The 19,468-nt window shown below is 57.5% G+C and carries 23 protein-coding genes and 1 tRNA gene; 9 read left to right on the plus strand and 15 right to left on the minus strand.

What is annotated here, in order from left to right; all coding sequences use genetic code 11:
* Positions 1 to 85 precede the first annotated feature (85 nt).
* The 3 genes from hisF to AC2FLJ_RS04905 all read left to right on the plus strand — a co-directional run bounded on the left by hisF (position 86) and on the right by AC2FLJ_RS04905 (position 1,809).
* Positions 86 to 847: an imidazole glycerol phosphate synthase subunit HisF gene (gene hisF, locus AC2FLJ_RS04895; RefSeq protein ID WP_496704638.1), complete on the plus strand. Its 762-nt coding sequence runs from the start codon at positions 86 to 88 to the stop codon at positions 845 to 847.
* The gene (locus AC2FLJ_RS04900) at positions 844 to 1,161 is read left to right on the plus strand and encodes a phosphoribosyl-ATP diphosphatase (RefSeq protein ID WP_282151633.1); all 318 of its coding nucleotides are present in this window, start codon (positions 844 to 846) and stop codon (positions 1,159 to 1,161) included. The genes hisF and AC2FLJ_RS04900 overlap by 4 nt, the downstream gene beginning before the upstream one ends.
* Before the next feature lie 72 nt (positions 1,162 to 1,233).
* On the plus strand, positions 1,234 to 1,809 hold the full coding sequence (locus tag AC2FLJ_RS04905; protein ID WP_282168843.1) for a hypothetical protein: 576 nt from the start codon (positions 1,234 to 1,236) through the stop codon (positions 1,807 to 1,809).
* A gap of 3 nt (positions 1,810 to 1,812) precedes the next feature.
* Here AC2FLJ_RS04905 and AC2FLJ_RS04910 read toward each other — a convergent pair whose 3' ends face one another.
* The 4 genes from AC2FLJ_RS04910 to rlmB all read right to left on the minus strand — a co-directional run bounded on the left by AC2FLJ_RS04910 (position 1,813) and on the right by rlmB (position 4,107).
* Complete coding sequence (locus tag AC2FLJ_RS04910; RefSeq protein ID WP_496695942.1) at positions 1,813 to 2,283, minus strand: CoA-binding protein; 471 nt, start codon at positions 2,281 to 2,283, stop codon at positions 1,813 to 1,815.
* Positions 2,284 to 2,481: 198 nt separating this feature from the next.
* Positions 2,482 to 2,934, minus strand: coding sequence for a YHS domain-containing (seleno)protein (locus AC2FLJ_RS04915; RefSeq protein ID WP_282151636.1), 453 nt, complete (start codon positions 2,932 to 2,934; stop codon positions 2,482 to 2,484).
* 104 nt (positions 2,935 to 3,038) lie between these two features.
* Positions 3,039 to 3,353 (minus strand): hypothetical protein, encoded by a 315-nt coding sequence (locus AC2FLJ_RS04920; protein ID WP_200833257.1) that lies wholly within the window; start codon positions 3,351 to 3,353, stop codon positions 3,039 to 3,041.
* Positions 3,334 to 4,107, minus strand: a complete 774-nt coding sequence (gene rlmB / locus AC2FLJ_RS04925; protein ID WP_282151637.1) for a 23S rRNA (guanosine(2251)-2'-O)-methyltransferase RlmB — start codon at positions 4,105 to 4,107, stop codon at positions 3,334 to 3,336. The genes AC2FLJ_RS04920 and rlmB overlap by 20 nt, the downstream gene beginning before the upstream one ends.
* A 116-nt stretch (positions 4,108 to 4,223) precedes the next feature.
* On the opposite strand from rlmB, the gene AC2FLJ_RS04930 reads away from it, so the two are divergent.
* From AC2FLJ_RS04930 to AC2FLJ_RS04940, 3 genes are all read left to right on the plus strand, one after another.
* Positions 4,224 to 4,307: transfer RNA gene (locus tag AC2FLJ_RS04930), tRNA-Tyr, on the plus strand.
* Between the two features lie 71 nt (positions 4,308 to 4,378).
* Positions 4,379 to 4,819 (plus strand): hypothetical protein, encoded by a 441-nt coding sequence (locus tag AC2FLJ_RS04935; RefSeq protein WP_496704641.1) that lies wholly within the window; start codon positions 4,379 to 4,381, stop codon positions 4,817 to 4,819.
* A 302-nt stretch (positions 4,820 to 5,121) separates the two neighbouring features.
* The gene (locus AC2FLJ_RS04940; protein ID WP_496704643.1) at positions 5,122 to 5,721 is read left to right on the plus strand and encodes a hypothetical protein; all 600 of its coding nucleotides are present in this window, start codon (positions 5,122 to 5,124) and stop codon (positions 5,719 to 5,721) included.
* 7 nt (positions 5,722 to 5,728) lie between these two features.
* Here the strand turns inward: AC2FLJ_RS04940 and AC2FLJ_RS04945 are convergent, their stop codons facing one another.
* The 7 genes from AC2FLJ_RS04945 to AC2FLJ_RS04975 form a co-directional block, all read right to left on the minus strand.
* A complete protein-coding gene (locus AC2FLJ_RS04945) occupies positions 5,729 to 6,850 on the minus strand; it encodes an alanine racemase (RefSeq protein ID WP_496704644.1) in 1,122 nt (373 codons plus the stop codon).
* On the minus strand, positions 6,847 to 8,094 hold the full coding sequence (locus tag AC2FLJ_RS04950; RefSeq protein ID WP_496704646.1) for a D-arabinono-1,4-lactone oxidase: 1,248 nt from the start codon (positions 8,092 to 8,094) through the stop codon (positions 6,847 to 6,849). Before AC2FLJ_RS04950 ends, AC2FLJ_RS04945 begins: the two co-directional genes overlap by 4 nt.
* 86 nt (positions 8,095 to 8,180) lie before the next feature.
* A complete protein-coding gene (locus AC2FLJ_RS04955; RefSeq protein WP_496695951.1) occupies positions 8,181 to 8,702 on the minus strand; it encodes a DUF2478 domain-containing protein in 522 nt (173 codons plus the stop codon).
* A 72-nt stretch (positions 8,703 to 8,774) separates the two neighbouring features.
* Entirely contained in the window at positions 8,775 to 9,440 is a 666-nt protein-coding gene (locus AC2FLJ_RS04960; RefSeq protein WP_496695953.1) for an NnrU family protein, read from the minus strand.
* 108 nt (positions 9,441 to 9,548) lie between these two features.
* On the minus strand, positions 9,549 to 11,615 hold the full coding sequence (locus AC2FLJ_RS04965; protein WP_496695955.1) for an ABC transporter permease: 2,067 nt from the start codon (positions 11,613 to 11,615) through the stop codon (positions 9,549 to 9,551).
* The gene (locus AC2FLJ_RS04970; protein ID WP_496695957.1) at positions 11,612 to 12,661 is read right to left on the minus strand and encodes a quaternary amine ABC transporter ATP-binding protein; all 1,050 of its coding nucleotides are present in this window, start codon (positions 12,659 to 12,661) and stop codon (positions 11,612 to 11,614) included. Before AC2FLJ_RS04970 ends, AC2FLJ_RS04965 begins: the two co-directional genes overlap by 4 nt.
* A 10-nt stretch (positions 12,662 to 12,671) precedes the next feature.
* Positions 12,672 to 13,622, minus strand: coding sequence for an ABC transporter substrate-binding protein (locus AC2FLJ_RS04975; RefSeq protein ID WP_058275748.1), 951 nt, complete (start codon positions 13,620 to 13,622; stop codon positions 12,672 to 12,674).
* A gap of 416 nt (positions 13,623 to 14,038) precedes the next feature.
* Between AC2FLJ_RS04975 and AC2FLJ_RS04980 the strand changes: the two genes are divergently transcribed.
* Both AC2FLJ_RS04980 and AC2FLJ_RS04985 read left to right on the plus strand, forming a co-directional pair.
* Positions 14,039 to 14,701: a DNA-3-methyladenine glycosylase I gene (locus tag AC2FLJ_RS04980; protein WP_496695958.1), complete on the plus strand. Its 663-nt coding sequence runs from the start codon at positions 14,039 to 14,041 to the stop codon at positions 14,699 to 14,701.
* A 41-nt stretch (positions 14,702 to 14,742) separates the two neighbouring features.
* The gene (locus AC2FLJ_RS04985) at positions 14,743 to 15,435 is read left to right on the plus strand and encodes a hypothetical protein (protein WP_496704650.1); all 693 of its coding nucleotides are present in this window, start codon (positions 14,743 to 14,745) and stop codon (positions 15,433 to 15,435) included.
* A 3-nt stretch (positions 15,436 to 15,438) separates the two neighbouring features.
* On the opposite strand, the gene AC2FLJ_RS04990 is transcribed toward AC2FLJ_RS04985, so the two are convergent.
* Complete coding sequence (locus AC2FLJ_RS04990; RefSeq protein ID WP_496695962.1) at positions 15,439 to 15,837, minus strand: c-type cytochrome; 399 nt, start codon at positions 15,835 to 15,837, stop codon at positions 15,439 to 15,441.
* Between the two features lie 92 nt (positions 15,838 to 15,929).
* On the opposite strand from AC2FLJ_RS04990, the gene AC2FLJ_RS04995 reads away from it, so the two are divergent.
* Positions 15,930 to 16,367 carry a DMT family transporter gene (locus AC2FLJ_RS04995; RefSeq protein ID WP_058275676.1) on the plus strand — a complete coding sequence of 146 codons (438 nt, stop codon included), beginning with the start codon at positions 15,930 to 15,932 and terminating at the stop codon, positions 16,365 to 16,367.
* Here AC2FLJ_RS04995 and AC2FLJ_RS05000 read toward each other — a convergent pair.
* From AC2FLJ_RS05000 to AC2FLJ_RS05010, 3 genes are all read right to left on the minus strand, one after another.
* A complete protein-coding gene (locus tag AC2FLJ_RS05000) occupies positions 16,351 to 17,037 on the minus strand; it encodes an ABC transporter ATP-binding protein (RefSeq protein ID WP_496695965.1) in 687 nt (228 codons plus the stop codon). The genes AC2FLJ_RS04995 and AC2FLJ_RS05000 overlap by 17 nt on opposite strands.
* Complete coding sequence (locus AC2FLJ_RS05005) at positions 17,030 to 18,325, minus strand: lipoprotein-releasing ABC transporter permease subunit (protein ID WP_282168854.1); 1,296 nt, start codon at positions 18,323 to 18,325, stop codon at positions 17,030 to 17,032. The genes AC2FLJ_RS05000 and AC2FLJ_RS05005 overlap by 8 nt, the downstream gene beginning before the upstream one ends.
* 64 nt (positions 18,326 to 18,389) lie before the next feature.
* A complete protein-coding gene (locus AC2FLJ_RS05010; RefSeq protein WP_282168855.1) occupies positions 18,390 to 19,376 on the minus strand; it encodes a DUF6492 family protein in 987 nt (328 codons plus the stop codon).
* Positions 19,377 to 19,468 lie beyond the last annotated feature (92 nt).

Below are 19,468 nucleotides of genomic sequence, written 5' to 3' on the forward strand. Positions count from 1 at the left end.
CCCCGCCATTTTCCGCAACGCGCCCTAACGGTACTGGAAAAGGCGGGGTTTTGCCGATACAGGTGCGCCAACAAAGGACGCCGGTATGCTGAAAACCCGTATCATTCCCTGCCTGGATGTCGCCGATGGCCGTGTTGTCAAAGGTGTCAATTTCGTTGGCCTGCGTGACGCGGGCGATCCTGTAGAGTCGGCCAAAGCCTATGACGCAGCAGGCGCGGATGAGATCTGTTTTCTGGACATTCATGCCACCCATGAAAATCGTGGCACCATGTTCGATGTGGTTCAGCGCACGGCAGAACAATGCTTTGTTCCGCTGACCGTCGGCGGAGGTGTCCGCACCAAGGACGACGTGCGTGCGCTGTTGCTGGCTGGCGCCGACAAGGTCAGCTTCAATTCGGCCGCTGTCGCCAACCCGGATGTCATCGCAGAAGCTGCCGATCAATTCGGTAGCCAGTGTATTGTGTGTGCCATCGACGCAAAAACAACCAGCCCAGGCAAGTGGGAGATCTTCACCCACGGTGGCCGCAAGCCGACCGGTATCGACGCGCTTGAGTTCGCCAAAACCGTTGTCGCCAAAGGGGCTGGCGAAATCCTTTTGACCTCAATGGACCGCGACGGCACCAAGGCAGGCTTCAATCTGCCGCTGACCCGCGCGATCTCGGACGCGGTGGACGTGCCGGTGATTGCTTCTGGCGGCGTAGGCAACCTGGATCATCTGGTCGAAGGTGTGACAGAAGGCGGGGCCAGTGCCGTGCTGGCGGCCTCGATCTTCCATTTCGGCGAATACACCATCCGCGAGGCCAAAGAACACATGGCTGCGGCTGGCATCCCCATGAGGCTGACATGAACATCCTGCACGATCTGGCCGCGACAATTGAGACCCGCAAAGGTGCCGAGCCCGACTCTAGCTGGACCGCAAAACTGCTGGCCAAGGGGCCAGAGAAATGTGCCGAGAAGTTCGGGGAAGAGGCTGTTGAGGCCATCATCGAAGCCGTCAAAGGCGACAAGGACAAGCTGACCGCCGAGGCTGCGGATGTCCTCTATCACCTGTTGGTCATGCTGGCCGCGCGGGACGTGGCGCTGGATGACGTTTTGGCCGAGTTGGCCCGACGCCAGGGCACAAGCGGAATCGCGGAAAAGGCATCACGCCCAAAGACCTAAGCGCGGGTTCCGTCCTGCCGCCCTGCCCTGTATAGTCAGGGACCAGTGTGGGACCGACCGAGGAACGCGGGAATGACCAGGGCTCTGGCCAGTGTAATGGCTTTGCTTTCGCTTGTGATGATTACCGCGTGTTCGGCGCCGCCGCGCACGACCGGTGATGAAGTTCAAAGACTGGCAACGGAAATCCGCAGCCTTGGTCCCGACATCGACCCCGAAGAAGCCGACCGCGCGGCCCGCATCGCCTATTCCTATACTGCGCAGCTGGTTCAGGAATACGAAATTACTGACCCTCCGCTGATCCACAATGCCAAGGTCAACAAGGGTCTACGCCCGCGTGGGCTGTGTTGGCATTGGGCCGAGGATATCGAACGTCGACTGAAGCAAGAGAACTTCCGGACGCTGGACTTGCACCGTGCGATAGCAAATGCGGACAACCAGTTCAGAATCGACCACAGCACAGCCATCATCAGCCGCAAGGGCGAGACGATGTACGAAGGCGTGGTGCTGGACCCATGGCGGTACGGCGGTGTTCTGTTCTGGTCGCCCTTGGTGGAAGACACCAAGTATGAGTGGGTGCCCCGAAGCGTTGTTCTGGAAAAGCGCCGCCAGGAACAATACGGGGAATTGCTGCCGTATGTCGGCGGCTAACCTTCACAGTCTGGAAGAAATCACTCCGGTCGCGAATCCACCCATGCGCAGCTCGCCAAACAGGCGCTGATATTCGATTTTAGGGCAGCGATTCATCACCACATCCACGCCGCGCGCCTGTGCTTTGGCTGCGGCTTCGGGGTGTTCAACGCCGATCTGCATCCAGATCGTGCGTAGGTCGGGAAAAGAAGACAGTGCTTCGTCGACTATTGACGGAACAGCTTCGGAACGGCGAAAGATGTCAACCATATCGACCGGCTGAGTAATCTCGGACAATGACGCGCGAACGGTCTGCCCGAAAAGTACTTTCCCGGCATGACCTGGGTTCACCGGGATCACCGTGTATCCCTTAAGTGAAAGATACCGCGCGACATAATAGCTGGGCCGCACCGGGTTCATCGAAACGCCCACGACAGCAATCACTTTGGTGCGACGCAGGATGTCTTTCAGGAATGGGTCTGTGTAATTCGGCATGCGGGCACCCTAGACTTGGCGCAGCAAAGAAAAAAGCGCTCAGGTCGAACCTGAGCGCCAGTTGTTGGAACGAGGGACAGTGAAATGACCCGCGGCAGTTCCGTTCCGCGGTCACTGTGACATTTAGGCATAAGTTTAGAGAAAAAAAGAGGGGCGTCGCATTTTTGTGATGACAGTCCGAAGAAGGCGGAAATTCGCCTAGTCTTGATACAGCACCACAGGCCAGTTTTCCTCGGCCATGTGAATGTATTCTGCACGATCTCCACGCCAGAGCTGCTCAATCTCAGGCGAGTGGGTCAGGTACAGCCGGCCTTCCACCATGTCCCAAAGCATCGGATCGGTGCTTTTTAAGATACCTTGCGCCATGGCATAGGCGCAGTAGCCCCCGAACTGAGGGGAAAAGGCGCGAGGATTGCTTTCAAACAGATCGCGATTCTCGGCCGAGGCGAAATGCCACTCGGCCCCTTTCCAGATCACAGAATATTCTGGCAATCCGCGGACCGGCGTTTCCTCAAGAAAATATGAGACAGGGTCGTAGCCGGCCATGACGGCACCGTCCGCCTCATAGAAGACGGGCATGTCCTGTGCTTGGGCGGCAGAAAGAAGGGCAACGGCGGCTATCGCGCCAAGTATGAAACGTTTGATTGGCATCACATGCTCAGGATTACAAATTCAGGGTATCAAAATGCAATCTTTTGTCGCGCGAAACACCCCTATTAACGCGGTTGTGAACGCTCGTGTCGCTTTATCCCGCGTCAGTCAAAGATATCCTCGACCACATCCCATGCTTCATCAATGACGCGCGCAAAAATCCCCTTTTTCTTCTTTTTCTTTTTGGACTTGTATGCGGTAGCGGTTTTGTAGCTGTCGCGCTTTGGCTTGTCATTGCTCAGCTTGCGCTTGGGAACCATCTTGAGGTCATGCAAAGGGGCCCCACAGCTAGAGCAGCTGAGTTCGTGGCGTTGCTTCCCTTTCAGAACCAACGCAGCGCGCGTTCCGCAGTAACAGCAAGTAGCGATTTTGGTCGGGCTGGTAATGGCTCTCTCCTGTCTATCGATGCCTTGAAGCATATAAGGCAATTGCGGCAGCATTTGAGACGTTAAGAGAACCAAACCCACCGGCTGCGTCGATTTTCACCAGTTGATTGACAGTTTCCTTGGTCTTTTGCCGCAGGCCGGGTCCTTCGGCCCCCAGCACCAACGCGACAGGTTGGTCCAGTTTGCCGCCCAACGCCGTCTCGATGGTTTGTTCGGCCTCACCGTCCAGACCCAATACCTGAAAGCCCATGTTCTGCAGCTCGACAATAGTATCCGCCAGATTGCGCACGCGCAGATAGGGCTGACGCTCCAGTGCTCCACTCGCGGTTTTGGCCAGCGCGCCCGTCTCCGGCGCCGAATGGTGCCGCGTACCGATCACGGCACTGGCTCCAAGCACTTCGGCCGAGCGAAGAATCGCCCCAACATTGTGCGGGTCGGTAACACGGTCCAATAAAATGACCCTGGGATGCTCACGCCCAATGCAATTTTCAGCCAGCCCGCCCCAATCCAGCGGCTTGACCTCAAGTGCAGCCCCCTGATGGACTGAACCGGGATCAATGGGCGCGGTGAATTTTCGCGGATCGACCATTTCGGCCTCAATCCCTGCAAATTCAATCGCTTCTGCCAGTTTATCCCGTGCGTTCCGCGTCACAATCAGTTTCAATTTCTGCCGGTTCGGGTTCATCAAAGCATCCCGAACGGCATGCAAACCGAACAGCCAAACGGTTTCAGACGCCGCAGCTTTGCGCGCCTGTTCCTTTTCAACGACCCACTTGGGTTTCTTCATTTCTTGGGCCTCCGGGCCGGGAATTCGGTTTCCTGCGTCAAAGCCAAATTTTCCTGTTGACGCTTCTTCAAGGCGCTAGTAATCACGCCTCCACGTCAGGTGCAACGCCTGACAGTGGGCGACAGGCCGCAAGGTGTGGCAGGGGACTGTAACTCCCTCGCGGAGACGCACGCCTGGTTCGATTCCAGGGTCGCCCACCACTTTCCAATCACATGCAGATCACTCGATCCAAGCATTTTCGTTTGCACTGGCCTTCGATTGCGAGGCTCTGTTGCAAATTGTTGACATTGGCAGAACGCTACGCGATTGCGCCGACGCTGGCCTACAGCTGTTGATTCTGGGGATCGCGGTCGACACCGGAACGGTCATAGCAGGCGATACACTGGTCGATCTTGGAGCCAGTCCGACTTGGTGCGATCTGGAAAACTGGCTTGAAAATCTGGCCGGGCGCTTTGTCATATTCAGCAGGCTTGGACGCGAGCAAAGGCTGTACATCGACCCTACCCTGAAATTGTCCTGTTTCTATGATCCAAAGACCGGCCTTATCGGCTCATCACCTTTCATGGCGCTGGACCAACCCATTGAGCCAGGTCGCTATATCCGGGTCGAGGACGTCATGTCTGGGGCAACCAACTTTTCACTGGGCATCACTGGTGATCGCGATTTGCGGCTGGCGCGGCCAAATCACGCTCTTACCCTGGACCGGTATTAGCAATATCGCCATTGGCCCCAATCGGACGCGCCGTTTACCGCAGATGCAGATATTGACACTGTTGCATCAGAAATAGTGACGCGTCTTGGGGCGACAGTTGGTGCGCTTGCGGGATCCTTTCGGGCCGCCATTCCGATTACAGGTGGGTATGACAGCCGGGCACTGGTCGCGTCGGCCAAGGAGCACCTTGAACAAGTCAGTGCGTTTATACGCACCGGATTAACTATCTGTCATCGCTGGATTGTCTGCTTGCCCAGAAAATTGGACAGAAACTTGGATTCGAACCCGATTTGATTGACGGCATGAAGTTGACCGAAAAACGCGCGCCCTCGGATGCACCGAGCTTAGAGGAGAAACTATTCGGCCTACGCACGGGGGGGCACACGTCGACGATGGGGTATCGTGAATTGGCAGCGCATGCGTTCCTCCCTGATGCCCAGATCTCTCTGCGCGGCAACGTCATGGACATGAACCGTGCAAACCAGTGGAAAAGGCAGGATGCGTTTCGGTTTCTTCATCTGGTTCGGCGTCTGCGCCTGAGGGCACCCGAAGGCATTCAACCAGCCGTTTTTTGGCAGCGTGAGGTGATGACTTGGCTTGACACACTGCCGCCAGAAGCGCGCCCCAACGCGTATGACCTTTCATTTCTTGAAAACATCCTTCCAAACACAATGGGTGCCATGCTGAACGGGATGCCACGTCACTTTACACTCAATCCGTTCAACGACAGATACCTGATCTCGCGCAGTATGGGCGTCACTCCTGCCCGGCGCCGAAATGGAGAGCTGAACGCGGCGATCTTGCGTCAGTCGGTGCCCGAACTGGCCGAGCTTCCTGACAACCAAGAAATCAAACGCGACCCCGAGGCGCGCCGCGCCGCCGAAGCCCTGTTTGCAGATTAACCGACGCCTAGTTAGGCAGGCATGGCCATTCACTAACCACCTGCCCACCTCGGACGGCCAGAATGGTGCCGAACTGAGTCAGCACAGCCTCGCTTTGATCAGGGCGCAGCAGTGCGATGTCGCCCGGCGATACGTCTGCCGAACGCGGGCCTGTCCACACTTCCTGATTGCTTGAACGGCCAAAGACCGCTGAGTAGCCAAACGCTGCTGGGAAAACCGGCTGGGCAAGGAAGTGGCCGCCAAAGATCGCAATATCCGTTTTTTGTCGCGGCAAGAACTCCAGACCCGGCAATGCGTTTCCCGGCATTACTTTCAGAACTGGTGTCGCAATGAACGCGGCTGGGTCAAACGCCTGCGTCGTGGCGTGGTCAAAATCGCCGGGCTTTACCAGGACCGAGCCGAATGCCACCTCATTCGCAGAACCCTCGGCAAGGTAGGATTGAAAGGTCAGGCTGCCGCCTGTGTTCAGACACAACCCATCCTCGTCACGCGGCAAAGCGGCGACGGCTGTGTTGAACGCATCTGCACTGGCCCGAACCGCGCGGTTGCGCAGAATGCCGGGCAGTTTCGCCAAATGCGCCTCGTAACCCATGACCCCGGCAAGCTGCCCGTATGGGTGCGCTATTATTTGTTGGGCAAGTTCTGCGACATTCTGAGAATTTAGCCCGCCACGGTGCAGGCCGATATCCAGCTCCAAAGACAAACGCAGTGACGTCTGGCGATCTGAAGCCAACGCCAGATATTCGCCAAGCCGAGCTGGGGTGTCGATCAACCATTGAACGCGCCTTGCCGCGTCGTGATTGGTGGTCAGTAGCCTTGCAGCCGTACTGACAGGCAAGGGCTTGCCGATCAGATGGTCCGTATCGGGCTCGGCCATCAAAAGCGCCTGCAACATCGGTTCGGAAAACGTCATCAGGCCAGAGCTCGAGATGCGCTCGCGAATGAAATCCAACAAAGGAAGACAGGGCAGAGACTTGGCAACCAGCCTACGGGCCAGCCCAGCGTCAGCAGCCCTGTTCGCGACAACACAATTGGCGTCCAACAAGTCTAAGTCCACTACGACGACGGGCTTGTCGACCCCGTGTGATCGCAGAACATTTGACAGAGCTTTCAGGGCTGCTGCGTTCATGGTCGAAACAACCGAGCAAGCGAGGGCGTCAGAAATTTACCCTGTGGATCGAGCTGTTCGCGCAACGCGCAAAACTGGTCAAAACCCGGATACATTACGGACAGGTCTTTGTAAGTCAAATTGTGCAACTTGCCCCAATGAGGGCGACCACCTGCTTCGACAAACAGCGGCTCAATAGCTTCGAAATACCGTTTATGATCCTCGGCTGCGTCGGTGTGGATGGCAATGGAAATGCGCGGCCCACCCTGGAACGGAGACAGACAGGCCGTGTCACCAGCAGTCTGGCGCACTTCGATCGGAAAATAGATGTCCTTGTGGTGGCGATGTAGGCGCGTCAGAACCTCTTGCAGAACATCCCCAGCCACATCTGGCGGCAGATGGTATTCCATTTCCTTGAAACGAATATGCCGGTCGCTACACAAAACCCGCCAGCTTTCGCCGACATAATCCTCGTCCGACTGCGCAAGCGTCAGTAGCTTGAGCATCGCACGGCGCAAACCCTCGCTGATCCGCCCCGCGCTGCGTGCAAGTTTCAGAACTTTTACAGCGATCATATCCAAATCGCGCGGTGCCTTGCTTTCGGCGGCATCGATGATGGCGTGACGTAGCTCGACAGTTTTTCCGGTAAACGGGATGCAGAAGAATTCGAAATTCCGGTTCTCTGCCCAATTCTGGTGCATCGTGGCCAGACTTTCCTCGACCGAGGCAAGCTGAACCTGACGACGTAAGTTGTACTTTGGCACGACCGAAATCTGCGCTTCGGTCAGAACGCCTAGCATCCCCAAACTGACTTGTACCATCTCAAGCGGGATTTCATCCGAGGTCAGAATATCTCCACTTGCTCCGATCATCCGGGCTGCAGTGATTTCTGCCGCAAGGCACGGCAAGTCCCGCCCGGTCCCATGCGTCGCAGTCGACGCCGCACCCGCCAGCGATTGGGTGTTGATGTCCCCAAGGTTTCGAAATGCCAGTCCTTTGTCCGCCAGCGCCGGTGACAGATCCCGCAACCGCGCATTGGCGTTGACCCACACCCGATCCTGCCGGGCATCACCAAGCGTTGGCAGATCCAAATCAGACAAGTCCACGATCCGGTCACCACCGGCTACGATTGGCGTAAAGGAATGCCCCGCACCCAAGACCCGCAGGCTTTGGGGTCGCGCGATCTCATTTTGCAGTTCAGCAATCGACGTCGGGCGCGCTATTGGCGTATCCGTGCGCTGGTTTCCGGCCCAGTTGGTCCACATGCACTGTCTCCTCCGAGAGAGAGGATTGCAGCACATGCGACACGAAACAAGTTAGGAAAACAGAAGCTTACCCAACGGGAGCTTTGTCAGGCCGCGGCCTCACGTTGCGCAGTGACGCGGTCGAACCAAGCAATGATGCTTTCAGAATCAGGTTCGATCTGTTCGGCAGCACCACCAGTGAACGCGTCGAATTTCTCTTTGTTCAGACCGTTCACACCAACAAGGACGGGAACATCCAGCGCCAGAGCTTCGGCAATTACGGGGCGGAATCCACGCCCGTCAGCCTCATGCTTGCCGAATTTGTTGATGATCAGCAATTGGGGCGCATCGGCCAGCGAAGACGTCACATATCCTGCGGCCTGTTCCAACGCAGCAGGATCCAAACGGCAACCGCGCGACTGCTCACCAAGGGATTGCGAGATGCGAATGGTCTCTCCCTCGGGCAGAACCCGAACATCCATGTCACACTTGCTGCTATCCGCGCATTCGGTATTAGTTTGCACGACTCCGGCAAGGCTCGCGCCTTTCGCGAGCAGGTGTTCGGCAACCGCGCTTAAAAGACGATCGGTTGCGCCGCGGTCGGTGGTAGTGACATAGGCCAGATGCATCTAAGGACCCCTAAGTACAGATTTGTGACATTCCAGATAGCACGCAAGTACTCGCGCGGCCACTCTCTTGCTTTACGGCAGTGGCGACAACCCGATCACAGGCGCGTGCAGATGAAGCAGGGCCATGAAGATGGCGATAGCAACAAACCAGACCCAAGGGCGCGGCCAGGGACGCGGCGCGCGCAGCGACAGACGACCTGTATTGCGGGACAACCAAGTCCATTCCATGCCCATATCGCGTTGTTTACGGCGGTCGATCAAGGCCATGCCTAAGACAGCAAAACCGGCAAAAAGGCCAAACAGGATCACGTGTGACAGACTGCCATTGGCCAGCAGATGCGCCACGGCCCACAGCATTAAGGCGACAAGAATAGGGTGGCGCGTTGTCCGCAGAATGCCCGGTTTTTCAGGATCGAAGGCGCGGCGCCCCATCCCGCCAAAAGAGAACGGGTTTTGGATCGACAAGCCTGCAACCGCCAGCCAACACACGATCGGCATCACCAAGAGTGGTGCCCAGCGAAAAATGGCAAACGGTGGTATGACCTCAACATATGGTGCTTGGGCTGCAGCGACGATCAGCCACGCGAGAACCAATAGGGACAATGCGGAATATGCAGCGAAATACCCCCTGCGCCCCAACATATCGATCAGCCGACCGCGCACGGCCGGTCTTACCGGGATGGCGTGGCTGAGAAGAAAGGTAATCAGTGCTGCGAGGAAGAAGGCCCAACCGGTCATCGTGTTCTCCGAACGTGTTACGCGCGGTCTACGTCTCGAACGCTGTCCGGTCTTTGTCTAAGATCAAGTGCAGGGCAAAAGGGGCGGACGCGCCGCCCCTGCCCCATTTTACAGTCCCAGCGCTTTGCGCCGTTCTTCGGCAAAACCCTGTACGATACGGTCGGCAACAAGCGCCAGAATCGCCATAGCAGCACCGGCCGAGATGCCCAGACCCACATCCGCTTGCCCTAGTGCAAGATAGATCGACTGCCCCAGACCGGTGGTCCCGATCAGTGCCGCGATCACCAGCATTGCAAAGGCATAAAGGATGGTCTGGTTCAACCCCAGCAGGATCGTCGGCGCAGCATATGGCGCGCGCACGTCGCGCATGATCTGCCACTCGGTCGCACCGCTCGAGATTGCGGCCTCCATCATCTCTTCCGGTGTGTTGACCAAACCGTGCCTCGTGTAGCGGATCATCGGGACAATGGCGTAGGCACAGATCGCCAGAAAGGCCGAGAACTCGCCAATCTGGAAAACCATCAGCACAGGGATCAGGAAGACGAACAGCGGGATTGTCTGCAGCATGTCGCAGATCGGACGAACGACCTTCCAGACCGGCAACCATACGGCGCTGGCTAGGCCGATCAAGCCACCTGCGATGGCGCAGGAAAACACCGCAGCACCGCTGAGGTAAAGCGACAGCAAGGCGCGCTCCCACAGGCCGGACACTAGGATGGTGCAAAGCAACCCAACGGAAAGCGCCGCCAGACGCCAGCCCCCCGCGACATAGCTGAGCGCAGCCGCCCCGGTCAGGACGAAGGGCCATGGAAGGTTTGAAATACCCGTTTCCAGCATTCCGATCAGGATCAGAACAACCAAACCACCTGTCAGGTGGCCGCGCCATGCCATCAATGCGGCGATGACGCCGCCGGCAGCAAAAAGGCCAAAGCTCATCCCTGCTGTCCACTGGAAACCCCATGTGAAGGGCAGAACAGCTTGATCCAGTCCGATCCGCAACGGCAACAGCACGTAAAACAACGAGTTGTTCTTGAGAGCATCCAGCCAAGGACCATTCGCCTGCGTGAACGCTGTCAGTCCGCTGTCGACAGCCTCAGCCATCGGGTCCAGCAGGGTCAACTCGGACGGGTTCGGCAGCCAAGCCCAAAAGGCGGCGGTAAACAGGACCGTAAAGCCCAGAACTGCCCAGACAACGCGTGGATCATAGCGCTTACGCTCGGTCGCCAACGTACCGCTCATCCGATCGATCACCACGGCAAAGACCACGATGACGAGACCGGCCATCAGCGACTCACCAAACTGCGCCTTGCGCATGGTCAGAAGAACTTCCCAGCCGATATCGTTGAACCCGCCGATAACGGCGGCGATGATGACCATCGAAAGGGCGGCCATCAGGCATTGGTTTACGCCCACCATGATCTGCGTCGCCGCTGCGGGGATTTCGACCTGAAACAACTGCTGAAACCGCGTGCCGCCGGACATGATGGCGGCCTCTTTGATCTCGGGCTCGACCCGTTCCAGACCCAGCATCACGTTGCGCGCCATTGGCGGGGCCGCATAGATGGCCGAAGCGATCAGCCCTACGACCGGACCAAAGCCGAACAACAGCAACAGCGGGGTCAAATAGGCAAAAGTCGGGACCGTCTGCATCACGTCCAACACCGCCTGAACAAAGGACTTCACGCGCGGCACCTCGTTGGCAAGGATGCCGATGGCACCGCCGACGACTAACGCGACGGGCACAGAAACGGCAACCAGCGCCAGCGTATTCATACTCTCGGCCCAGTAGCCAGATGCCAGCACAAAACTCAGGCCAAAGAATCCCAACGCCGCCATCGGCAAGCCGCCCAGAAACCAGCCCAGCGCCGTCACCAGTCCAATCAGAATCGGCCATGGTGTATTACCTAATACGAAATTGGCCCCGTTCATGGGATATGCCATCAGGTCAGAGAACAACCGCATCGCCGGTTTGATACCGTTCAGAAACCAGTCCAGAAACGCGCCGACCCATTGCGTGGCGGGCAGTTCCCAAGTGGCGGGCCACTTGACCAACCAAGGCGCAAGACCCTCCAACGCAAGGCAAATCGCGCCGACAACGACTGTGATTAATGCCGCCTTCGCGCCAACCGTCAATTGGATCGCGCTGTTGCTGGGGATGTCTGACACGGCAGTCATGTCTCATCCACCTGGAGCGCGGCGGCAAGATCAGAAGGATGAACCGTGCCAACAATATTGCCGTTTTCATCTCGCACAGGAACGGGCTCATAAAGCTCCATGCAATGCGCCAACGCAGCGTCTAGCGTCATCGAGGTTGTCAGGCCAGGATCATCCGGGCCACGTTCAGACTCGTCCCGCATGACCGAGGCAACCTTGGCGTGCTGACCCTTGGCCACGTCTTTCGAGAATTCGCGCACGTAATCATCTACGGGGCGCAATACGATATCCGTCGGCGTTCCGATCTGGACGATCTTGCCATCGCGCATGATGGCGATGCGGTCGGCCAGTTTCAGCGCCTCTTGGATATCATGAGTAATGAAGACGATGGATTTCTTCAGCGTCGCCTGAATGCGCAGGAATTCGTCCTGCAGCTGTCGGCGGATCAGCGGGTCGAGGGCCGAGAACGGCTCGTCCAGAAACCAGATGTCCGGGTTCACCGCCAAAGACCGTGCAATTCCCACGCGCTGACGCTGACCACCGGAAAGCTGACGCGGGTAGCTGTCCTCGCGCCCCTCCAATCCGACCAGAGTGATGACCTCTTGCGCACGGGCCATTCGTTCCTTTTTGCCGACGCCCGATACGCGCAGTGGATAGGCCACGTTGTCCGCAACAGTCATGTGTGGAAACAGGCCAAAATGCTGGAACACCATGCCCAGTTTTTTGCGCCGCAATTCGGTCAGCGCTTTCTTCGACGCGCCGATAACGTTTTCGCCGTCGACACGGATTTCGCCGCCCGTGCCCGGCAGCAATTGCGAGATACAGCGGATCAGTGTGGACTTGCCCGATCCCGACAGCCCCATGATGACGAACAGCTCGCCCTCTTTAACTTCAAAGTTTGCGTCCTGAACGGCCGGGATGAACCCGTGTTCGCGCAGATCGGCGGCGGCTTTGTCTGCGTCATTCCCTGACCGAGACAGCGCGTCGGTCAGGGCTTTGTCTGCGCCTTGACCAAAAACCTGCCAGAGATTCTGGCAGGTAATGGCTGGCGTATTCGCGTCAGTCACTTATGCGAACTCACTGCGTTGCCGCGTCAACAACCGGACGCCATTTGTCTTCGTTCGCAGCCATCCATTCGGCGACAACTTCTTCGACTTTACCGCCGTCAACGTCGATCGCGCCCATCATCGGCTGTTGGTCCTCGACCGCCAATTGATAGTTGGACAGGATTTCATAAGCCGCGGGCCATTTTTCTTCCATCCCGTTCCAGCTGGCTTTGAAGATGCGTGAGGGCGAGAAATCGCAGTCGTTCACGGCGTTCGGGTTCGGTCCCCAAGCCGGATCGTTAAAGCAAGCTTCTTCACCGGCAGGCAATTCAACGAACTGAACGTCATAGGCCGACATCGCCCAATGCGGCTGCCAGAAAGTGATCAGCAGCGGCGACTTGCGCTCGGTCGAGGCGCGCAATTCGGCGATCAGAGCACCTTCGGAACCGGCAGGCACAGCTTTGAACGGCAGTTCAAGACCGGTCATACGGTCAGCGCCGGGCGTACCCCAATCGGCAGGATAGTCGACCAGACGACCACCGGGCAGAGTTTCAGCGGTCGCGAAGACCTGCGCGCAATCCTTCAGCGCTTCCCATGCCGGCAGACCGGGGCACAGATCGGCCACGTGCGCCGGATAAGCGATGCCTTCCTTGGCATCCAGACCCAGATCGCCGATTTCGACGACGGTGCCTTCGTCGATTTTCTTGGCGTATTCGTCCGAGACGTTTGACGACCAGATTTCCAGCGTCGCAGTGATGTCGCCATCCGCGATTGCCTGGAACTGGTTCATCATACCAGCGGTCACATATTCGACGTTGTAACCCGCGGCTTTCAGCATCTCGCCCGCCACTTGGGTCGTTACGTGCTGACCGGTCCATTCGTTGATCGCCAGTTTGATCGGCTCGTCCACGGCACCCATATCGGCGGCGTAAGCGGAACCGGCTACCATCATAGCCAACAGGCTGACACTAAGTTTTTTCATCGACATTCTCCCTGTCTTTTTTTGTTTTTCGTCCACCTCAGCGCACAGGTGCGCGCCGGAAGGTTGGACAGACGACAATACCATGTCGCAACATGCACAATATTGGCCGCAAAAGGGAAGTGAACACTTTGAACAAAGGCGGAATTTTTCGCCTTGTATTAAGCCGCAAGTCCCCACTCGCTGCGTTGTACTGATCGCGCGCGTTTTTGCTTAACACAAATATCTGGCGCAGGTCTTTGATTGACGAGTCAATCACAAACCCGAATCCCCTGTTTTGTCGAGCATTTCTTTGCTCGATGTTCGATTTTTCTGCATTTTTTTGATCTTAGACGCACCAAATGTCCAAAACCTCACTCTCTTTGAGACCTTGCAACGAAGCGTTCAACAGGCAACTTTATCGGTGGAGGACATGATTGATGCATCATTTCGATGAAATTTTTGTAATGGCTGCCAATCGCCATGGTGGCCCGGATGCGTTGAATGAAAAATTGAGCAAACCCAAAAGCCTGGCCGAGCTTGCTGAGATGCCGGAAGATCGCTGGCTTTCGATTATCACCAAATCCATCTTTCAGGCGGGGTTCAACTGGAAGGTCATCGAAAACAAGTGGGACGGGTTTGAAATCGCATTTGACGATTTCGATGTCGGACGCTGCGCCTTCATGGATGATGAGAAATTCGACGCCTTGCTGCAGGATACCAGCATTGTGCGCAACGGGACCAAGATCGCGACCGTTCGTGACAATGCTGCATTTTTGCTGGAGCTGCGTGATGAAGGCGGTGTGGGTCAAGTTCTTGGCGGTTGGCCATCTGAGGATTATGTCGGTCTGTTGGCGATGCTGGGCAAGCGCGGGTCGCGTCTGGGCGGGGCTTCGGCCCAATACGCCATGCGATTTGCAGGGCGTGACAGTTTTATCCTCTCGCAAGATGTGACCGCGCGGCTGATTGCCGAAGGGGTGGTCGATAAGGCCCCAACATCAAAAAAGGCGATGGCTGCGGTGCAAGAGGCCTTTAATACATGGATGGATCAATCAGGCCGGTCGCTGACCGAAATCAGCAGGGTTTTGGCGATGAGCCTGTGAAAACGGGTTGCAGCGCGGGCACTTCGCATTAGGCTTTGATTATGGCCTTTCGTATTTTGATGACGCTATTAATTTTGCTTGCTGCCTGTGGTCGCCCTTTGACGGATCAGGAACGCGCATTTGCAAGTGCCGTTCAAGGCGACACGCTGGATTTGGATCGCGTGCGACTTGTCGAAGGTGCGCCGGTAACGCCGATCACGTTTTACCGCAAGGACCGGCCGCGCCTGGCCTGTCGGGAACGTATCCTGCCACCAACCGAAGAAGGGGTCGTAACCGCGAAACCCGCCGCTGTTGCGTTGTTTAATAAGGTCTATTTTAACAAGGACTGGTACCTTGAGGACTATATGTCCGATTTCCCGGAACAGATGGACCTGATTGCCGGGATGTTGCTTGCACACGAACTGACACACGTCTGGCAATGGCAGAACCGCCAGTCCACTGGTTACCATCCCTTGCGAGCCGCCGCCGAACATGGCGGAAGCAAGGACCCGTACTTGTTCGACCTGCAGACATCGCCTGATTTTCTATCCTATGGATTCGAACAACAGGGGGCGATCGTCGAGGAATACGTCTGCTGCCGGGCATTGGACCCTACCGCACCGCGGACCCTGCGCTTGCATGACATGTTGGGCGCGCATTTCGACTTGTCACCGCTGCCTGGCGCGCAGCGCGAGCGTGCCGTTGTCATTCCGTGGAGCGGAGCGAAGGTCGAAGGGATTTGCCGCGAAGGCTAAGCCTTATTGCAGCGTCTCCAGATAAGCCACCAGATCCACAATCGGCTGACTGGTCAGGATCGGCTGCCCATCGGGTGTTTTCATTGTGGTATCCTGCCCGTCGAAATAAGGACCGTAAACCGGCATCGGGCTGCCATGACTGACCAAGGGATCACGCCCGTCGATACGCGCCACAACACGGGCTGTAGGGAATACTCCATCCCTGGATGCCAGCAGGGTCAGATCAGTCGGCTGTATCACCAACACACCAGCCATTGGCCCATGCCCGGTCGCATCGATCCCATGACAAGTCGCACAATAATGCTGATAGAGTTCGGCACCGGTTTCAACGTTCTGCGCCATGGCCGGAGACGCCAACGCAGCAACACTCGCACAAACGGCCCTGAACATCGGTCTGATCATCGCATCCTCCTGTCACGATTGACATTTGCAGGCTTGCCCGCCGGGCGGCTTGGCGCAATGATCCAGATCAACGAAGCGGGAGGATACGGGCAATGACACAATACGCAGCCATTATGCTGGCGGCCGGGATCGGCGTTCCGATTCTGGCGGCTTTGAATGCCGCACTGGGCAAGCTGATCGGGTCCCCGACAACCGCCGGCGTAGTCCTGTTTGCCATCGCGTTCGTGGCGTCAGCCCTGGTCATGCTGCTGTTTCCAGGAATGGAAGCGCTATCCAAAGTGGCCCAAGCCCCGAAACACTTGTTGCTGGCCGGTGTTTTGATTGCGTTTTATGTTCTGTCGATCACGCATGTTGCCCCCCATTTCGGGGTCGGTAACGCAGTGTTCTTTGTTCTGCTGGGACAGCTGATCAGCACGGCGGCCATCGATCATTTTGGCCTGTTTGGTGCTCAGGTCACGCCGCTGACATGGATAAGGGCCGGGGGTATCGCCGTGATGGCGGCCGGCGTCGCCATCACTCAACTGGCTTAAGAACACCCGCCTCCAGCCGCAGTTTTCGGTCCATCCGCGCGGCCAGATCCATGTTATGCGTGGCAATCAACGCTGAAAGCCCTTCATCCCGGACCAGCGACATCAAAGCACCAAATACCTGATCCGAGGTTTCGGGATCCAGGTTACCGGTCGGTTCATCCGCCAGCAAAACGCTTGGCTTGTTCGCCAGGGCCCGGCAAAACGCAACACGCTGCTGCTCGCCCCCTGACAGGGCGGCGGGGCGGTGTTTGGCACGTGCCGCCACTCCAACGCGGTCCAGCAAGGCCATCGCCCTGTCCAGTGCAGCCTTCTCAGATACACCGTTAGCCAGTTGCGGCAGGGTGATGTTTTCCAGCGCAGTAAACTCGGGCAACAAATGATGGAACTGGTACACGAACCCAACGTCCTGCCGTCTAAGCGCTGTACGGGTTCGATCCCCCCTGCCCGCTACATTCTGGCCCGCGATCTCAACTGATCCTTCATCTGGTTTGTCCAGTAGCCCAGCAATGTGCAACAGTGTCGATTTGCCTGCCCCGGATGGCGCGACCAAAGCCACAGCCTCACCTGCGCGCAATTCCAGATCGACCCCACGCAACACCTGCACCTCACCTGGAGTGCCCTTGAGGTAGGTCTTGGTCAAACCGTTCAGCCGCATCGTCAGATCATTCATAGCGCAGCGCCTCAACCGGGTTCAGCCGCGCCGCGCGGCGGGCCGGGAAATAGGTGACGATGAATGACAGCCCCAACGACAGCCCAATCGCCTTGAGAACATCTGAAAGGTGCAACTCGGCGGGTAAGGAGTAGATGCCGCGAATGGACGGATCCCAGACGCCGCCGCCCATGACGTAGTTCACGAATGAGAATATCGGGTCGATATAGATGGCAAACAGGCAGCCGAGGATCACGCCCATGACGGTGCCAATGATGCCTGTGAATGCACCGCAGATGAAAAAGACCCGCAGGATCGACCCTTCGCTCAGGCCAATGGTGCGCAGGATACCGATATCGCGCCCCTTGTTTTTCACCAGCATGATCAGGCCCGACACGATGTTCATTGCTGCGATCAGGACGAGGATCGACAGGATGATAAACATCACGTTGTCCTCAACCTCAAGCGCACGCAGAAATCCGCCCGACGCATCCTGCCAAGTCCAGATCTGGCTGCGCCCGCCTGCGGCCTCGAGGATGGGAATCAGAACCGGGGTCATTTCCTCGGGCCGTTCGACCATCACTTCGATCTCGTCGGCCACACCGTCGCGGTTGAAAAAGCTCTGAGCTTGCGTGAACGGCATATAAACGCGGGTGCGGTCGATGTCATACCGCCCGGCCGAGAACACATAGACCACCTGATAAGCGTTCACGCGCGGAGACGTCCCAAAGGCGGTTTTCACCCCATTGGGTGAGGTCAGTTTGACCGTGTCACCAACCGTCGCTCCGATGCTGCGCGCCACACCGGACCCAATGGCAATCACATCCTCTCCGTCTTGAAACTGGGTCAGATCACCGACGGCTTGTTCGCTTTGCGCGACGCCCGGCAGATCGCGCAAGTCGTCGGGGCGGATACCAAAGACCTCGACCCCGCTGCTGCGATCGCGATTGGTAATCAGGACCTGCCCTTTGACCAGCGGGGCCGCGCGTTCCACGCCCGGAACCTGCGCGATCCGGCTGGTCATCTCTTCATATTCCGCGATTGTGCGGTCAACGCGCCCCTGCGCATCAAACTCTCCGGCGGAGTACACAGTCACATGGGCGTTTGCGCCCAGAATAGTGCCGACGAATTCGGACCGAAATCCAGAACGGACGGCCAGAGTGGCAATCAGGGCAAAGACGGCCAGCGTGATCCCGATCAGGGAAATCCACGTCATAACGCTCACGCCACCTTCGACACGGCGCGCGCGCAGGTAACGCCACGCGATTTTCCACTCAAATAGGGCAAAGGGCGGGGGTGTTCTGGCCATGCCTGCTCCGGTTATTTTGTTGTCGCGACCCTTTCGGCATTTCACCGGATGGTCAAGCCGGTTGTCAGCCGGTCAGCGTCGCCGCGCGGTTTAGCACCTCTTCGGCGCGCGGTCGGGTACAAATACCCCTGTCTTCCAACTCGGAAAACACACGATCCCGCAGATCGCCGGGCAACAGCGACAAGGCGCGGTTATGCAGACCCAACGTCAATGCAGCGGGATCATCCAGCATCGCCAACTGCGATGCCATTTCCTCGGGCGAATAGGTCGGCCAGAGCCCGATATTGCATTGCGCGTGGTCCTCGAACCACGGTGCATAGCCATCCGGCGATTTGAGGCAGAACGCATTCAGCAACATGAACTCGGACGGTCGCCTGCGCGATCCGAACAGCGCCTGAACCGAACCGTAGCGATCATTGATCTCGTCCAGCAGCGCCAAGGCCAAGGATCGGCGCATCGCGAAAGGGGTCGCAAATGTCGTAGTCCTTAACCCGTTGAGGTCGGCACCTGACGCGCCCAGAGCATCAAGGCTCTCGACCAGCCAATTGCGGTGGTAATCGCTTTGGACGTCGATGAAAGCGATACGCGCCGCACCGTTGTCAGCAAAGAACTCAGCCGGGTCAAAGCTACGTAGAAAGACATTCTTGGTGTCCAGGATAACCATGTTCTCGGACGCCGCAACGCGCGCGGCGCCCAGCTTCAGAACTTGCTGACTGCGATACCCGTTGGACCCGCGCCACCCCTGCCTGCGAATGCCGGGAATACGAAACCGATTTTCGATCATGATCCGATCCGACAAGGATCGCCGCGCGTACTGACCGGGCTGCAACAACAGGTCATCGCCGCCCAGGACCTGAACCTTGGATCGCAGTGGGCCGTATGAAGCCAAAAGGGGTTCGATTTTTGCCCTGAGCGTATCTTCGTCGCAGTCATTCATGATCACGTGAATCGACGAAACCATGTCCGGATCGACAAAACGGGCAAAAGACAGCGCCTGAAGTTCAAGCAGGGGAAAGTCCTTGGAATACACGACGGTCGCGAAACTCAGCACAGCGCGGGCCCTTTCATCGTTTTGCTCGGTTTATCAGCAATTTCGGCGCGGTCAAATTCACTCTCAAAGCCTCGAAAATGCGAATCAGTAGG

Source organism: Ruegeria sp. CDSA034 (genome assembly GCF_059612275.1).

Excerpts from the sequence above, each read along its gene's own strand:
- hisF (WP_496704638.1), top strand. The coding sequence starts at position 86 with ATGCTGAAAACCCGTATCATTCCCTGCCTGGATGTCGCCGATGGCCGT.
- AC2FLJ_RS04900 (WP_282151633.1), top strand. The coding sequence starts at position 844 with ATGAACATCCTGCACGATCTGGCCGCGACAATTGAGACCCGCAAAGGT.
- AC2FLJ_RS04905 (WP_282168843.1), top strand. The coding sequence starts at position 1,234 with ATGACCAGGGCTCTGGCCAGTGTAATGGCTTTGCTTTCGCTTGTGATG.
- AC2FLJ_RS04910 (WP_496695942.1), bottom strand. The coding sequence starts at position 2,283 with ATGCCGAATTACACAGACCCATTCCTGAAAGACATCCTGCGTCGCACC.
- AC2FLJ_RS04915 (WP_282151636.1), bottom strand. The coding sequence starts at position 2,934 with ATGCCAATCAAACGTTTCATACTTGGCGCGATAGCCGCCGTTGCCCTT.
- AC2FLJ_RS04920 (WP_200833257.1), bottom strand. The coding sequence starts at position 3,353 with ATGCTTCAAGGCATCGATAGACAGGAGAGAGCCATTACCAGCCCGACC.
- rlmB (WP_282151637.1), bottom strand. The coding sequence starts at position 4,107 with ATGAAGAAACCCAAGTGGGTCGTTGAAAAGGAACAGGCGCGCAAAGCT.
- AC2FLJ_RS04940 (WP_496704643.1), top strand. The coding sequence starts at position 5,122 with ATGAAGTTGACCGAAAAACGCGCGCCCTCGGATGCACCGAGCTTAGAG.
- AC2FLJ_RS04945 (WP_496704644.1), bottom strand. The coding sequence starts at position 6,850 with ATGAACGCAGCAGCCCTGAAAGCTCTGTCAAATGTTCTGCGATCACAC.
- AC2FLJ_RS04950 (WP_496704646.1), bottom strand. The coding sequence starts at position 8,094 with ATGTGGACCAACTGGGCCGGAAACCAGCGCACGGATACGCCAATAGCG.
- AC2FLJ_RS04955 (WP_496695951.1), bottom strand. The coding sequence starts at position 8,702 with ATGCATCTGGCCTATGTCACTACCACCGACCGCGGCGCAACCGATCGT.
- AC2FLJ_RS04960 (WP_496695953.1), bottom strand. The coding sequence starts at position 9,440 with ATGACCGGTTGGGCCTTCTTCCTCGCAGCACTGATTACCTTTCTTCTC.
- AC2FLJ_RS04965 (WP_496695955.1), bottom strand. The coding sequence starts at position 11,615 with ATGACTGCCGTGTCAGACATCCCCAGCAACAGCGCGATCCAATTGACG.
- AC2FLJ_RS04975 (WP_058275748.1), bottom strand. The coding sequence starts at position 13,622 with ATGAAAAAACTTAGTGTCAGCCTGTTGGCTATGATGGTAGCCGGTTCC.
- AC2FLJ_RS04980 (WP_496695958.1), top strand. The coding sequence starts at position 14,039 with ATGCATCATTTCGATGAAATTTTTGTAATGGCTGCCAATCGCCATGGT.
- AC2FLJ_RS04985 (WP_496704650.1), top strand. The coding sequence starts at position 14,743 with ATGGCCTTTCGTATTTTGATGACGCTATTAATTTTGCTTGCTGCCTGT.
- AC2FLJ_RS04990 (WP_496695962.1), bottom strand. The coding sequence starts at position 15,837 with ATGATCAGACCGATGTTCAGGGCCGTTTGTGCGAGTGTTGCTGCGTTG.
- AC2FLJ_RS04995 (WP_058275676.1), top strand. The coding sequence starts at position 15,930 with ATGACACAATACGCAGCCATTATGCTGGCGGCCGGGATCGGCGTTCCG.
- AC2FLJ_RS05000 (WP_496695965.1), bottom strand. The coding sequence starts at position 17,037 with ATGAATGATCTGACGATGCGGCTGAACGGTTTGACCAAGACCTACCTC.
- AC2FLJ_RS05005 (WP_282168854.1), bottom strand. The coding sequence starts at position 18,325 with ATGGCCAGAACACCCCCGCCCTTTGCCCTATTTGAGTGGAAAATCGCG.